Source organism: Streptomyces sp. NPDC005483 (genome assembly GCF_040606035.1).
Taxonomy (GTDB): domain Bacteria; phylum Actinomycetota; class Actinomycetes; order Streptomycetales; family Streptomycetaceae; genus Streptomyces.
Genome location: NZ_JBEXEA010000021.1, coordinates 1 through 15049, shown reverse-complemented (window position 1 = coordinate 15049; position 15049 = coordinate 1). Strand labels below are relative to the sequence as shown.

Here is a 15049-nt window from a genome sequence, read left to right as displayed (position 1 = left end):
CGCACGCCGAAGGGCCCGCTCCGAGGGATGGAGCGGGCCCTTTCGATGTCGCGGTCGCGCGGCGTGCTCAGCGCACCGGGGCGCCCTGTGCCTGCTGCGGGGCGATGCCCAGCGCGGTCGTGTACTTGGCGAGGACGAGCTTGCCGATCGCCGGGTAGGGGCCGAGCGGCTCGGCGGCGGAGCAGCCGGCCTCCTTGGCGGCCTCCTCGATCACGGCGGGGTCGATCTCCGGCCCTATCAGGTACGGCGCCAGCGCCAGCTGCTGCGAACCGGAGGACCGCAGCTGATCGGCGATGGACGCGATCGAACCGTCCTGGTCGAGCGCCGCCGCCATCACCGGCACGGCGAGGCGCGCGGCGAGCAGCATGCCGGTGATCCCGGCCGCCTGCACGGCCTCCTCGCCGCCCACCGCGCCCAGGATGATGCCGTCCGCGGCGGTCGTCACGGCGAACAGGCGCGCGCGGTCGGCGCGGGCCAGCCCGGCCTCCGACAGACGCACGTGCAGCGCCTCGGCGAGCAGCGGGTGCGGGCCCAGCACATCGGTGAGGTCGGCCGCGATCCGGCTGTCCATCACGGCCTGGCGGATCCGGCGCAGCAGCGAGCTGTCCGGCCCGGCGAGCAGCGGCACCACGACGGCGACGGGGCCCTCGGGCTCCTTGACGTCCACCCCGGCGGCCTTGGCCTGCTCGTAACGGGCGGTGCGCTCGTCGGCGGCGTGGACCAGCACGGCCTGGAGTGTGGGGAACTCCGAGTCGTCCCCGTCCAGGTAGCCGATCCGCGCGTCGAGGCCGGGCAGCTCGGAGCGGGCGATGCTCACGACCTCCTCGGCGAGGCCGCGCGTGGCAGCGCCTGGCGTGCCCGGCACCGCGAGGACGAGCGCGGGCGCGCCCTCGGGAGCCGCCAGGGGCTCGGGTCGGCGGTGCCGCCCGGGCTGGCGAGGTCGCGGCATTCGTACTGGCAGGCCGGACGCGGGCCCAGTGGGGGAGCTCATGGCGACGCATGTTACTGGCTTCCTGGGCTTCCCTGTTCGGGGAGGGTGCAGGTGAGCGGTATCCGTCCGGTTTTGTCTGATGAGTTACGTCCGGTTCAGCCCCTCTTTGGGGTCACCACGTACAACATCGCCTCGTCGAGCGGCAGGGTGAGCGAACCCCGCGCCAGTTCTGTGGCGATCTGTACCGATCCCTCCAGTGGCCCGGCCGCCGCCGGGACCCGCCGCGCGTACGGCAGCAGTCGCTCCAGCTCCTCCTCCAGGGGTACGACGAGGGCGGCACCCATCCTGAACAAGCCACCGGTGAGGCCGACATGCGTCCCGTCCTCCGCCGGACAGACCGCGGCCACCGACTCGGCCATGTGCCGGGCCGCCTCGCGCAGGATCCTCCCGGCCACCGGGTCGCCGTCGGAGCAGGCCGCCGCGACCTGGGGTGCGAAGGAGGCGAGTACGGCGGGGCGGTCCGTGCGCGGGTAGAGCCGGCCGGGCAGTTCCCGCGCCGGCCCGAACGACTCCTCGGCCCGCGCCAGCAGCGCCGCCGAGCCCCCGGCCCGCCCGTCGTGGGCACGCAGGGCGGCCTCGAGGCCGGCCCGCCCGATCCACGCGCCGCCACCCGAGTCGCCCAGCAGATGACCCCAGCCGTCCGCCCGACGCCAGGACTTGAGGTCGGTGCCGATCGCGACGAGACCGGTACCGGCGGCGACGACCGCACCCGGGCGCGGTCCCAGGGCGCCGGTGTACGCGGTCACCGCGTCGGCGACGAGCGCGACGGTCCGGACCCCGAACTCCCGCTCCAGCGCGGCGGGAAGCTCGGCCCGCAAGGCGTCGCCCAGGGACGCGAGACCGGCCGCCCCGACGACAGCGGTGCCGAGCCCGCTCACGCCCGCCTCGGGCAGCAAGGCCCGGACCATGGGCACCAGTTGCTCCATCAGATGTCCCGGATCGATGCCGCGCGGACCGGTCCGGACCGGGACGCGCGACTCCCGGGGGGCCGTGGTCCCCCGGCCGGGGGTGCCGACGACGGCCCGCAGACCGGAGCCACCGGAGTCGACGGCGAGGAACCCGTCCCCGCAACCGCGGTCGGCCGCCATGTGGGAGGCTCCCCTTCCTTCCGTCGAAGAGCTCGGTGCGGAGGAAGGGTAGCTCCCGCGGAGGGCCCGGGTGTGGAGGCTTCCCTGGGTATGCGGGGTGTCGGTGGGTGCCAGTAGAGTGACGCGCCGTGGCACCACGACCCTTGTATGAACTTGTCGAAGCAGGCTGGGCGAAGGCTCTCGAACCCGTGGCCGAACGTATCGCGGGCATGGGGGACTTCCTCCGGGCGGAGATAGCGGCGGGCCGGACCTATCTGCCGGCCGGGGCCAACGTCCTGAGAGCCTTCCAGCAGCCCTTCGACGACGTCCGCGTCCTGATCGTGGGCCAGGACCCCTACCCCACCCCGGGAATGGCGATCGGGCTGAGCTTCGCGGTGGCGCCCGAGGTGCGCTCCCTGCCGGGGAGCCTGGAGAACATCTTCCGGGAGATGACTTCCGACCTCGGGCTGCCCAGGCCGTCGAACGGCGACCTGACGCCGTGGACCGAGCAGGGCGTGCTGCTGCTCAACAGGGCGCTGACGACGGCCCCGCGCAAGCCCGGCGCGCACCGCGGGCAGGGCTGGGAGGAAGTCACCGAGCAGGCCATCCGGGCGTTGGCGGCGCGCGGGAAGCCGCTGGTGTCGATCCTGTGGGGGCGTGACGCCCGTAACCTCCGCCCCCTGCTCGGCGACCTCCCTGCGATCGAGTCGGCTCATCCCTCACCGATGTCGGCGGACCGCGGCTTCTTCGGCTCGCGCCCGTTCAGCCGTGCCAACGACCTGCTGGTCGGCCAGGGGGCGCAGCCGGTGAACTGGCAACTGCCGTAGAACGCCGCCGTCGTCCCTCCGCCTCACTCCTCCTGTCACGTCAGGACGAGCTCCAGCACGGTGACGGACAGCGGCGGCACGGTGCTGGTGAAGGCCGCCGCGGCCCCGGTGACGGTGCTCGTGCTGGGCACGAGTGCGGCCGGGTCGGTGAGCGTGTTCGTGGCGGTGCGCGAGGGGCCGGTCAGGACGGTGGCGGTGGCGTTCCTCCGGACTCCCTTGGCCAGGCCCTTCAGTTCGACCGGCACACTCACCTTCTCCGTCCCGGAGTTGACGACGGCGACGTAGAGGCGGTTCCCGGCGCGGGTGGCCACGGTGGCGAGGCCGGGCAGGGCGCGTGCGGTGGCCGGCAGTACCGTGTCGCCCAGTCTGCTCGTCAGCATCTGCTGCGCCCAGTAACTGGGTGACACATAGCTGGTCAGGTTGTCGTAGGCGATGAGGTTGGTCGCCCAGACGTTGTTCTTGACGTGGGAGAAGAGCGGCGCGTAGCACTCCATGAGGACCTGGTCCGAGTTGCGGATCAGGCCGGCCAGCCAGGCGGCGTCGCCCAGCGCGGCGTTGAGGTCGGGGGTGGGGCGGCCCTCCTGTGCGGCCCATTCACCGACGAAGACCTTCGTCGAACTGCGGTCCCTGTTGTCGTACTTGTGGGTGGCGGCCTGCGCGGCGGACGGCGCGAGGTAGTAGTGCTCGTCGATCAGGTCCGGTGTGCGGCTCGTCACCGACGTCGAGGCGATCAGCTTCAGCTGCGGGTACTTCGCCTTGATGGCGTCGTGGAACGCCGCGAACCGCTCGTCGTAGGAGCCGGAGGAGTCGAACCAGTCCTCGTTGCCGATCTCCACGAACTCCAGCGGGAACGGCTTCGGATGGCCGTCGGCCGCGCGCCGGGCGCCCCAGGTGCTGGTGACCGGGCCAGTGACGTACTCGATCTCGTCGAGGGCGTCCTGAATGTACGGCTTGAGCGCGTCGCCGGTGACGTGTTCGCCCTTCAGCGCGTAGCCGGCGAAGACGGCGAGGACCGGCTGGGCGCGCATGTCCTCGACCCATTCCAGGTATTCGAGGAGGCCGAGCCCGTCCGTGGACCAGTAGCCCCACGCGTCGTCCATGTGACCGGGACGCTCCCACACCGGGCCGATGGTGTTCTTCCAGTTGAAGCGGGTCGCGATGGTGTTGCCCTCCAGGAAGTTGCCGCCGGGGAAGCGCAGGAACTTCGGCTTGAGTGCGACCAGCTTCTCCATCAGGTCGACGCGCAGGCCGTTGGCGCGGTTGTTCCAGGTGGGCGGGAAGAGGGACACGTGCTGCAGCCACAGGGTCTCGCCCGCCGCGGCGGGGTCGGCGATGGTGACGGTCAGTCTCGCGTCGCCGGTGACGGGAGCGCCCGAACCGGTGCGCAGGGTCAGCTCGAAGGGGCGGTCGGGGAAGGCCGTACCGATGTGCGGGATCCGTGCGGAGGCGTACACCGTCGCGCCGTCCGCCGACTCGACGGCCACCGTGAGCGGGCCGATCCGGCGTGACGCCTTGGCGAACAGCCGGGCGGTGTACGTGGTCCGGGGGCGCACGGGTATGCCCCAGAACCCGTCGTTGGCCACCCCGGCCCGGCTCCCGGCGCCGGTGCCGCTCGGCAGGACGACCTTGAGGGAACGTTTGAGGACATCGTTGAGGGGCGTGGTGGTGTCGAGCGCGAGGGTCGTCCCGCCTACCGCGGACCAGTGCACGGGCGCGGTGTCGTCGGCCATCATCGAGCGGTTCTGCACCAGTTCGGCGTAGATGCCGCCCTCGCCGGAGTGGTTGATGTCCTCGAACATCAGGCCGGGAAGGATGGGGGAGACGGCGTGTGCGGGGTGGGCGACGTCCACGCTCAGCAGCGGTGTCGTGGTCTCCACCGGTACTCCGGCCAGCGTGGCGACCTGGTCGGAGGTGAGAGCGGTCGGGAACAGCTGTACGTCGTCGATCAGGCCGTGCCACTGGTCGACCTGCCCGCCGCCGTAGAGCGCCCGGCCGATCGCGGTGTCGCCGGTGCCGGCCCAGCCCGCGGTGTACGCGGTCTCCCCTTCCAGTACGCCGTTGACGTAGAGGCGGGTGACACCGGCCGAGGGGTCGCTGACGCCGGTCAGGTGGGTCCAGGCGCCGGCCGTGGGGGCCGAGGCGGCGGCCGCCACGGCGGCGCCCTGGGTGGCGTCCGAGTCGAGGCGGGCGAAGGCGAAGGTGCCGGTGTCGTCGCGCAGCCCCAGGTAGAAGGCGCTGACGACCTTGCCGTCGATGCTGACGGCGGTCTGGTAGCCGCCCAGCCGGCTGAGGTTGACCCAGGCGGCCACCGAGAACGCCTTGGACGTGTCGACGACGGGCCCGGACGCGGTGGCGTTGCCGCCGGCCGTGAGGCTCAGGCTGTGGGTGCCGACCTTGCCGCTGTCCCAGGCGGCCGCCCCCTGGAGCGTGGCGGTGTGGGCGTTGCCGGACGAGTCGGCGGCGGAGGTACCGGAGCCCTCGTCGAAACTCCAGTGCGCGGCCGCGGCCGGGAGGTCGACTGCGGCGGCGCCCGCGGTCGTGCCGGACCGTTCGGCGGCCCAGGCGAGAGGGGAGGCGGCGAAGGTCCCGGCCAGGGAGGCGGCACCGAGGGCTGTCAGGACGGTCCTGCGGGACGGTCCGGGTTGTGAGGGCATGCGGAAGTTCCTCTGTCCATCTGTTCGTCGGATGAATCGGCGTACGGCCGGGAGGGAGTGTTCGCGCAGGCGGGTCAGTCCGCCTGCGGTGCGGAGCGGGCGCGGGCCCCTCGGAGGGGAGGGCCGACGGGCCCGCGGTGACTCCGTCATCCGGTCAGGGGGCGATGTTCCACTGCTGGCAGGTGTTGTCGAGCTGCTGCCACTGGCGGACCGCGGTGCCGTTGGCCGTCCCGCAGTTCGCCACGTCCAGCGCCATGCCGGTGTTGACGTTGGTGAGGGTGTAGTGGCTGCCGGCCCTGGTGACGTCCCACTGCTGGCAGGTGTTGCCGAGCGAGGCCCACAGCTGGACGGCCGTGCCGTTGCTCTGCGTGCAGTTCTTGTCGTCCAGGACCGTGCCGCTGTTGACGTTGCTGATGGTGTAGTGGCCGTTGCCCGCGCTGGCGAACTTCCACTGCTGGCAGGTGTTGCCGAGCGAGGCCCAGATGTCGACGGACGTCCCGTTGGCGGTACCGCAGTTCACCGCGTCCAGGACCTTGCCGGAGTTGGTGTTGGTCAGGCGGTAGGCGGTGCCTGCGACGGGGAAGCTCGCGGCCGGGGTGGTGTAGCCGACGGAGGTGATGTTGGCCTGTACGGCGTTGTCGGCGGCGTCGGTCGGGTAACCGGAGGTCATGACGCCCTCGAAGAAGGAGCCGTCGGACCCGTTGCTGTTGTCACCGCCGGTGCCGAGGACGATGGCGCCCTCCAGGTGCATCGGGGTGTATCCGCCGAGGTTGGGGAGGGCCCCGTTGTACCAGGTCGTCAGCGAGCCCGACTGTGCGTTGCCCCCCTTGATGGCGTAGGTCGTCGTCCCGTTGTTCTTCTCCAGGGCGGTGACGAACTCACTGGAGTTGCCCTTGTTGTTCGAGTTGGCTCCGTTCCCTCCGAAGAACAGCCCGTTCTCCAGGTCGGCCTCGACCCAGGGGCCCGATCCGGCGCCGGAGCACGAGAACCAGCACTCCGTACCGAAGTTGATCGCGTCCATGTGGCCGTTACCGGTGTCGTTGCCGGACGTCTCCGCGTTGCCGTAGTCGAAGCAGCAACGGTTGTTGACGTGGTGGCCGCTGGTCACCATGTACGCGCCCTCGGGGGAGCTGCCGGTGGCGATGCCGGTGGTGCTGTTGTCGCGGTAGCCGACGCCGGCGGAGACGAACACGCCGTACGCCGCGTGGCCGCCGACCGTGACCGGCAGGGCGTCGGCGATCGCGCCGACGTCCTGGCCGCCGTTGCCGCCCGGCCCCTCGATGGTCAGGTCGTTGTGGTGCGCACTCTGGTCGTAGATCTTGGTGATGACACAGGTCGTGCCGGAGCAGAAGGAGTCCTGCGCCGCGGCGTTGGCATAGCCGCCGGTGCTGAGGACGCCGATGTTGGTGGTCGCGCCGTCCGAAGCGCGCTTGACCTGGTAGAGGGAGCCGCTGTAGGAGGCGTACAGGGCCCGCGTGGTGCTGTGCGCCGCGGCGCACGGTGTCCCCGCGGAGGCGTAGATGTCGCAGGGCAGGGACGAAGCTGCCTGGGCCGTGCCCGCGACGCCTACGACCCCGGCGAGGATCCCCCCGACCAGGGTGAGAACCGCGCCCACGGTCAGCAGGAGCCCTCTCAGGCGCCGGCCTGTCACTCGAGCTTTCACTGTGAACCTCTTCCGTCGTTGGTGCTTCTCTCGTCCGGTGCCGCAGGCTCCGGGAGACCCGATGTGGGCGCTAACAATGCGAACCCTCGGGTGTCGTCACTCGGTGGAGCGGCACGGGAAGAGCGGTGGGGGGAGAAGCCGGACTGCGCGCTGCGTTGGCCGTTCGGTGTCGCTCAGAGCATCACGGCAGGTCAGAGCGGTGAATCGAGACGGCCTCGCGACCTGTGCGAGTGCCGTGCTCGCGTGGCCGGCGAAGGAACGACCGGTTCCGCGCCCCGTCTTTTTACGGCCGTATGAATAGCGGGTCAACACCGTCGAACAGTCAAGAGTGCGGAAACAAAACCTGTGCAGTCTGTTTACCTGGGTGGGCGACCATGCCCGAGGTGATCTTGAGGGGGGTGGTAACGGCAGGTCAGAAAGGTTGCGGCTAAAGGAATAGGGGTCGCAAAGACACGAATGGGAGGGGTCGGGCCGACCTTGACCCCCGCGGATTGTGTGCGCTAACAATTCGGCACGGCCTGCTCCTCCCACCGGAGAAGTAACCGACCGGAAAACGTGACGGCGCGTGAGGAGGCGGAGCATGGACGGGGATCGCGCACCGGTGATGGCGGACGTGGCCCGGATCGCGGGTGTCTCGCACCAGACCGTCTCACGGGTCCTCCACGACCACCCCAACGTGCGGGCCACCACCCGGGAGCGGGTGCTCGCAGCCGTCCGCGAACTCGGCTACCGGCCCAACGCCGCCGCCCGCACCCTGGCCACGCGCCGCACCCGCACCCTGGGTGTGATCAGCTTCAACACCACGCTGTACGGCCCCGCTTGCATGCTCTACGGCATCGAGCAGGCGGCCCGACAGCACGAGTACTTCGTCACTGTGGCCGCGGTCGGCACACTCGACCGGCGTTCGGTACTGGACGCCGTCGACCGGCTGCGCGACCAGGGCGTGGAGGGCATCATCGTCATCGCGCCGCAGACCGCCGCGGTGGGCGCACTGGCGAACGTGCCGCCGGACGTCCCCCTGGTCGCGGTGGGCTGCGGCACCCACACCGCGCTGGCCTCGGTCGCCGTGGACAACGAGGCGGGCGCCGAACTCGCCACCTCCTACCTGCTCGACCTCGGCCATCGCACGGTGCACCACCTGGTCGGGCCGCGTTCCTGGCTCGACGCGCAGGAACGCGAGGCCGGCTGGCGCGGCGCCCTGGAGAAGCGGGACGCTCCCGTGCCCGAGGCGCTGGCCGGCGCCGACTGGACGGCACGTACCGGTTACGAGCACGGCCAACGGATCGCCGCCGACCGCGAGGTCACCGCGGTGTTCTGTGCCAACGACCACATGGCCCTCGGCCTGCTGCGGGCCCTGCAACAGGCCGGGCGCCGGGTGCCGGAGGACATCAGCGTCGTCGGTTTCGACGACATGCCGGAGACCGAGTACTTCGGCCCGTCGCTGACCACCGTCCGCCAGGACTTCGACGAACTCGGCCGACGTGCCCTGCGCGCGCTGGTCGAGATCGTCGGTGACCCGGACGCCGGGATCCCGGCGTCCGGCGACAGACCGCACATCGTGATACCGCCCAGCCTTGTGGTGCGGACCTCGGCGACCCGCCCGCCACACCGAACGGAAAGCCCGACATGACAGACGCCCGGTAGTACGCGGGTCCCGAACGCCGGGACCGGTAAGGCCTGTTGTGAGCCGCGTGACGCACGTGGCTCGACTCCCGCCCACCGCTCCGAGCGGTCGGCGCCTCCACCGTCCTGACCTGCCGTCAGGCATTCCCGCGCCCTCGCCCGCGCTCACGACGATGAGCCCCCGCCGGGCGACGCCGACGCCCTTCGCGACGTACCGCTTTCCAGCAACCCGCACTCGCACCTGTGCCCGCTTCCCCTGCGCAGGCATGCGCTCCCAGCCTCCCGGACCCATCAAATCGACCCACTCAGAAGGGCGTTGATCACTTATGACCCGTACCAGAAGGTCCCGCACCATAGCCGTCGCGACCGCCGTGCTCCTCTCCCTCACCGCCGCCGGCTGCTCGAAGAACCCGGGCGGCTCCGACGCCGCTGGCTCGTCCGGTACGAAGGCCGCCGCCCCGGTCGCGCTGGCCGGTTCGGTCACCTTCAACCAGACGAGTCTCGCCAAGCTCGACGCGGCACTGAAGTCCGCGCTGGCCGGCAAGGACCTGTCCAAGGTGGACATCGCGATGGTCGTGAACGTGGCCGCCGACTACTGGAAGGCCGGTCAGGTGGGCTTCCTCAAGGGCTGCTCCGACCTCGGCATCCCGAAGGGCAAGTGCACCTACTTCGCCCCGCCGAACGGCAAGCTGACCGAGCAGAACTCGGAGCTGGAGACGCTGCGTTCACAGGGCGTCACCGGCTACTCGATCTCGGCGATCGACCCGACCTCCGCCGCGGGCACCATCCACACCGACGTCCAGAAGGGCATCGGCGTCCTGGCGATCGACTCGCCGCTGCCGGGCACCGACGCCGCCTCCCTCTACCTGGGCACCCCCAACTACACCGCCGGGTTCCAGGCGGGTACCGCGATGAAGCAGGTCCTCGGCGGCAAGGGCAAGGTGGCCATCCTGGTCGGCTCGCTCACCGCGTCCAACGCCACCCAGCGCATCCAGGGCTTCGAGGACGCACTCAAGGGCACCAAGATCACGGTCGCCCAGAAGGTCAACGACAACCTCCAGGCCAGTACGGCGACTTCGGACGCGGAGACCATCCTCGCGAACAACCCGGACGTCAACGGCCTCTACGGCGTCTACTCCTACGACGGCCCCGCGCTGGCCCAGGCCGTCACCTCGGCGGGCAAGACGGCCTCGGTGCACATCGTCTCCGACGACTCCGACGCCCAGACGCTGAAGTTCATCAAGTCCGGCGTGATCTCCGGGACCGTCGTGCAGATGCCGTACCAGCAGGGCTACACCGGGGCGTACATCCTGGCCGCGGAGAAGGTGCTCGGCAAGGACAAGACGATGGCACTCGTCAAGCCCTACCTGGAGAAGGACGGTTCGACCCTGAGCTCCGGCGTCGGCCTGGTCACCAAGTCCGACCTGAGCGCCTACCAGTCCCTCGAGTCTCAGCTCGGGATCGGCTGAGCATGACGGCCACGGAGAACGCCCCGGGCCGCGCGGTCACCGCTCGGCTGCGGGGAGTCCACAAGTCGTACGGCCCCGTACGCGTCCTGGACCTGCCGGAACTCGACCTGTACGCAGGGCAGGTGGTCGGCGTGGTCGGCGAGAACGGTGCCGGGAAGTCCACGCTGATGGGCACCCTGGCCGGGTCGGTCCACCGGGACGGCGGCGAGATCCTGATCGGCGGGGAGCCCCTGGTCGCGGGGTCGACCGAGGCGGCGGGTCAGCTCGGTGTGGCCATGGTCTCCCAGGAGTTCCCGCTGGTCGGCCAGCTTTCGGTGGCCGAGAACCTGCTCCTCGGCCGCCGCCCCCGCGAGTCGAGGCGCCGGTTCCTGGTGGACCGTGCGGCGCAGCGGGCCGAGGCCGAGGCGATGCTGGCGGAGATCGGCCTGTCCGCCGAGACCATAGCGGTGGGCCGGGAGGTGCGCACCCTTCCGGTGCCGACCCGCCAGATGATCGAGATCGCGAAGGCCTGGGGCCGCGAACCCAAGCTGCTGATCCTGGACGAGCCGACCTCCTCCCTGGGGCCCGTCGAGGCCGAGATGGTGCTGGGCCTGGCCCGCCAACTGGCCGAACGCGGCGGCACGGTGCTGTTCATCGGGCACCGTCTGGACGAGGTGCGTGACATCAGCGACCGCGTTCTGGTGCTGCGCAACGGCAGGCTGGTGGCCGACCTGGAACCGGCCGAGGCCACCGAGGAACGGCTGATCCGGGAGATGGTCGGCGGTGAGGTCACCCAGGGCGAGCCGAAGGCGCCGCCGGCGACGAGCCCGGTCCTGCTGCAGGTCGAGGGCTTGACCGCGGACGGTCTCGGACCCGTCGACCTGGAGATACGCGAGGGCGAGATCCTCGGCGTGGCCGGGCTGATGGGCTCCGGCCGCAGCCGCCTGGTCCACACGATCGCCGGCGCACAGCCCGCCACGGGGGGCAGGATGCGGCTGGGCGGCGAGTCCTACCAGCCGCGTGGCGCCGGTGACGGCGTGGCGGCCGGGATCGCGCTGATCCCCGAGGACCGCAAGGAACAGTCACTCGTGCTGTTTGCCTCGATCAGGGCCAACGTGGTCGTCTCGGTGCTCAAGCGGATCAGCAACCGCGGCCTGCTCGGGCCGGGCCGGGAACGCGTCGAGGCACGCAGGATCACCGAGAACGTCAACGTGCGCATGCAGTCGGTGGAGCAGCCGATCGGCTCGCTGTCCGGCGGCAACCAGCAACGGGCCATCTTCGGCCGGGCGTTCGCCGCCGAACCGCGACTGCTGCTGCTCGACGAGCCGACCCGCGGTGTGGACGTCGGCGCGAAGGCGGAGATCTACAAGCTGATCGACCGGGCGGCCGAGCAGGGCATGGCGCTGGTCGTCGCCTCCTCCGAACTGGAGGAACTGCTGTGGATCTGCCACCGCGTCGCGGTGATGAACCACGGGCGGGTGGTCACGGTCATCGACCGGGCCGACGCCACCAAGGAACGGATCATGACGGCCGCGGCCGGCACCGCTCCTCTTGAGACACACCCAGTGACGAACGGAGCCACAGCATGAGCGCGCAGAGCACGCTCGTCCCGAACGAGGTCGCGCCGCCGTCCCGTTCGGCCCTGAAGACCCTCGCCCGCAGACTCGCCGCCTCCCCGGAGGCCGGCGTGATCATCGCCTGCGTGGTGGTGTTCGTGTCGATCGCCGCCAACGCGGAGACCTACACGGCGGTGGGCAACCTCCAGGTCATGGGCCGCGACCTCTCCCAGGTCGGCATCCTCGCGATCGGCGAATCCCTGGTCATCCTGACCGGCGGCATCGACCTGTCCGTGGGCGCGCTGGCCGGTCTGGCCGGCATCCTGGCCGGCTGGATGAACGTCAACGAGGGTCTGCCCGCGCCCGTCGCGATCCTGCTCACGCTGGTGATCACCGCCGTCGTCGGACTCTGGCACGGCGTCATGGTCACCCGCCTGAACGTGCCGCCGTTCGTGATCACCCTGGTCACCTACACCGTCGCGCAGGGCACGGCGCTCGCGATCACCAGCGGCTCGCCCATCAACAACCTCGACCCGCTGTTCAGCAGCCTGAGCCAGTACTACGTCGGTGAAGTGCCGGTCCCCGCACTGTTCTTCGTGGGCGCGGCCGTCGTCGCCTGGTTCGTGCTGGAGCGCACCTACGTGGGCCGGCAGATCTACGCGGTCGGCGGCAACAAGGAGGCCGCCCGGCTCGCGGGCATCCCGACCGGCCGCCGGATCACCTCCACCTACGTCGCCAGCGCCGCCCTCGCCGGTGTGGTCGGCATCCTGGTGATCGGCCGTATGAACGTGGCCGACCCCTCGGTCGGCGCGGGCTGGGAACTGACCGCGATCGCCGCCGCGGTGGTCGGCGGGATGTCGCTCTCCGGCGGCGAGGGCCGTATCGCCGGCATCGCGGCCGGCGCGATCCTGCTGGAGTTCATCACCAACGGTCTGCTCGCCCTCAAGGTGAGCCCGTACGACCAGCAGGTGGTGCAGGGAGCGGTCCTCGGCGTCGCCATCCTGCTCGACCGGGCGCGCGCCCGCTACTTCGGCAGGAGCCGGGCTTAGCACCTCGGCCGACTTCACCGAACCGGGCGCGGCCGCCGGCTCGTTGTCCCCAGGAGACCGAACGGTGATCGGCATGTCGAACACCCCTGTGTGAAGGAGACAGATGGTGAACGTCGGAGACGGGCCGGCCGGGAACCCGGAACCGTGCGTCGTAGGAGTCGACTTCGGGACGCTGTCCGGCCGTACCGTGGTGGTCCGGGTCCGCGACGGCGCGGAACTCGCGTCGGCGGAGCACGTCTACCCGCACGCGGTCCTGGACCGGGAGCTGCCGGACGGCACCCGGCTGCCCCCGGACTGGGCCCTGCAGGTGCCGTCGGACTACGTCGGCGTGATGCGTCACGCGGTGCCGGCGGCGCTGGCAGCGGCCGGAGTGGCGCCCGAGCAGGTCATCGGCATCGGCACCGACTTCACCGCCTGCACGGTGCTGCCGGTGTTCGCCGACGGTACGCCCCTGTGCGAACTGCCCGAGTACACCGCCCGTCCGCACGCCTACGTCAAGCTGTGGCGCCACCACGCCGCCCAGGCCCAGGCCGACCGCATCACCACGCTGGCCGCCGAACGCAAGGAGCCGTGGCTCCAGCGGTACGGCGGGAAGATCTCCTCGGAGTGGGAGTTCGCCAAGGCGCTCCAGGTCCTGGAGGAGGACCCGGAGGTCTACGGCCGCATGGAGCGGTGGGTGGAGGCGGCGGACTGGATCGTGTGGCAGCTCTGCGGCACGTATCTGCGCAACGCCTGCACCGCCGGATACAAGGGCCAGTACCAGGACGGCGCCTACCCCTCCCGGGCCTACCTGGAAGCGCTCGCCCCCGGCTTCGCCGACTTCGTGACGGAGAAACTGGAGCACCCGATCGGTGCGCTGGGCGCGAAGGCCGGGCACTTGACGGCCGAGGCCGCGGCCTGGACGGGACTGCCGGAAGGCATCGCGGTGTGCGTGGGCAACGTCGACGCGCATGTCACCGCGCCCGCCGCCGGTGCGGTGGAGCCGGGGCAGATGGTGGCCATCATGGGTACCTCGACCTGCCATGTGATGAGCTCCGACCAGCAGGGCACGGTGCCCGGCATGTGCGGTGTCGTCGACGGCGGCATCCTGCCGGGCCTGTGGGGCTACGAGGCCGGGCAGAGCGGCGTCGGCGACATTTTCGGCTGGTTCGTGCGCAACGGGTTCCCCGCCTCGTACGCCGAAGAGGCCGCCGCCCTCAGCCGCGACGCACACGAGCACCTGACCGCGCTCGCGGCCAGGCAGAAGGTGGGCGAGCACGGCCTGATCGCCCTGGACTGGCACAGCGGCAACCGCTCGGTGCTGGTCGACCACGAACTGAGCGGTGTGGTCGTCGGATTGACCCTCTCGACCCGGCCGGAGGACGTCTACCGCGCGCTTCTGGAGGCCACCGCATTCGGCACCCGGACCATCATCGAGGCCTTCGAGGCGTCCGGGGTACCGGTCGACGAACTGATCATCGCGGGCGGTCTGATGAAGAACGCCCTGCTCATGCAGATCTACGCCGACGTCACCCGCCGCCCGCTGAGCATCATCGGCTCCGCACAGGGGCCCGCTCTCGGCGCGGCCATGCACGCGGCGGTAGCGGCCGGGGCGTACCCCGACATCCAGGCCTCCGCGCGGGCCATGGGCAAGGCAGACCGGGGCGTGTACCACCCGGACCCGGAACGCGCCGCGGCCTACGACCGCCTGTACGCCGAATACCGGCTCCTGCACGACTACTTCGGCCGCGGCACCAACGACGTCATGCACCGCCTGCGCGGTATCCGCGCCGAGGCGTCCGCCTGAGCGATCCGCCCCTTCCTGACGCAAGCCGCTCCACTCGAAAGGAACCCGTCATGACCGCACCCGAAGGGCCGTCGACCGGCCAGGAGATCTGGTTTCTGACCGGCAGCCAGGGCCTGTACGGCGACGACACCCTGCAGCAGGTCGCCCACCAGTCACGGCAGATCGCCGAACGGCTCGACGCCGCGGCCCAGATCCCCCTGCGGATCGTGTGGAAGCCGGTGCTCACCGACGCCGAGTCGATCCGGCGCCTGTGCCTGGAGGCCACCGCCTCCGACACATGTGTCGGCGTCATCGTGTGGATGCACACCTTCTCCCCGGCGAAGATGTGGATCGCCGGACTCAGCGTCCTCGACGTGCCCCTGCTGCATCTGCACACCCAGTACAA

At 70.8% G+C, this 15049-nt stretch carries 10 protein-coding genes and 1 pseudogene; 7 read left to right on the top strand and 4 right to left on the bottom strand.

The window, feature by feature from the left end:
• Window positions 1-67 precede the first annotated feature (67 nt).
• A complete protein-coding gene (locus ABZT06_RS33665; protein WP_355749630.1) occupies window positions 68-991 on the bottom strand; it encodes a hypothetical protein in 924 nt (307 codons plus the stop codon).
• Between the two features lie 95 nt (window positions 992-1086).
• The gene (locus ABZT06_RS33660) at window positions 1087-2079 is read right to left on the bottom strand and encodes a BadF/BadG/BcrA/BcrD ATPase family protein (RefSeq protein WP_355749627.1); all 993 of its coding nucleotides are present in this window, start codon (window positions 2077-2079) and stop codon (window positions 1087-1089) included.
• A gap of 128 nt (window positions 2080-2207) precedes the next feature.
• On the opposite strand from ABZT06_RS33660, the gene ABZT06_RS33655 reads away from it, so the two are divergent.
• Window positions 2208-2885, top strand: coding sequence for a uracil-DNA glycosylase (locus tag ABZT06_RS33655; RefSeq protein WP_355749624.1), 678 nt, complete (start codon window positions 2208-2210; stop codon window positions 2883-2885).
• Window positions 2886-2920: 35 nt separating this feature from the next.
• Here the strand turns inward: ABZT06_RS33655 and ABZT06_RS33650 are convergent, their stop codons facing one another.
• Both ABZT06_RS33650 and ABZT06_RS33645 read right to left on the bottom strand, forming a co-directional pair.
• Window positions 2921-5539 carry a LamG-like jellyroll fold domain-containing protein gene (locus tag ABZT06_RS33650; RefSeq protein WP_355749621.1) on the bottom strand — a complete coding sequence of 873 codons (2619 nt, stop codon included), beginning with the start codon at window positions 5537-5539 and terminating at the stop codon, window positions 2921-2923.
• A gap of 154 nt (window positions 5540-5693) precedes the next feature.
• On the bottom strand, window positions 5694-7190 hold the full coding sequence (locus ABZT06_RS33645) for an arabinofuranosidase catalytic domain-containing protein (protein ID WP_355749619.1): 1497 nt from the start codon (window positions 7188-7190) through the stop codon (window positions 5694-5696).
• A 592-nt stretch (window positions 7191-7782) separates the two neighbouring features.
• Here ABZT06_RS33645 and ABZT06_RS33640 point away from each other — a divergent pair.
• The 6 genes and pseudogenes from ABZT06_RS33640 to ABZT06_RS33615 form a co-directional block, all read left to right on the top strand.
• The gene (locus ABZT06_RS33640) at window positions 7783-8832 is read left to right on the top strand and encodes a substrate-binding domain-containing protein (RefSeq protein ID WP_355749616.1); all 1050 of its coding nucleotides are present in this window, start codon (window positions 7783-7785) and stop codon (window positions 8830-8832) included.
• Window positions 8833-9151: 319 nt separating this feature from the next.
• Complete coding sequence (locus tag ABZT06_RS33635; RefSeq protein WP_355749613.1) at window positions 9152-10294, top strand: substrate-binding domain-containing protein; 1143 nt, start codon at window positions 9152-9154, stop codon at window positions 10292-10294.
• Between the two features lie 2 nt (window positions 10295-10296).
• Window positions 10297-11862: a sugar ABC transporter ATP-binding protein gene (locus ABZT06_RS33630; protein WP_355749610.1), complete on the top strand. Its 1566-nt coding sequence runs from the start codon at window positions 10297-10299 to the stop codon at window positions 11860-11862.
• Window positions 11859-12878 (top strand): ABC transporter permease, encoded by a 1020-nt coding sequence (locus ABZT06_RS33625; RefSeq protein ID WP_355749607.1) that lies wholly within the window; start codon window positions 11859-11861, stop codon window positions 12876-12878. The genes ABZT06_RS33630 and ABZT06_RS33625 overlap by 4 nt, the downstream gene beginning before the upstream one ends.
• Before the next feature lie 103 nt (window positions 12879-12981).
• Entirely contained in the window at window positions 12982-14664 is a 1683-nt protein-coding gene (araB, locus tag ABZT06_RS33620) for a ribulokinase (RefSeq protein WP_355749604.1), read from the top strand.
• Between the two features lie 50 nt (window positions 14665-14714).
• Window positions 14715-15049: pseudogene (locus tag ABZT06_RS33615) on the top strand (L-arabinose isomerase); the annotation flags it as partial.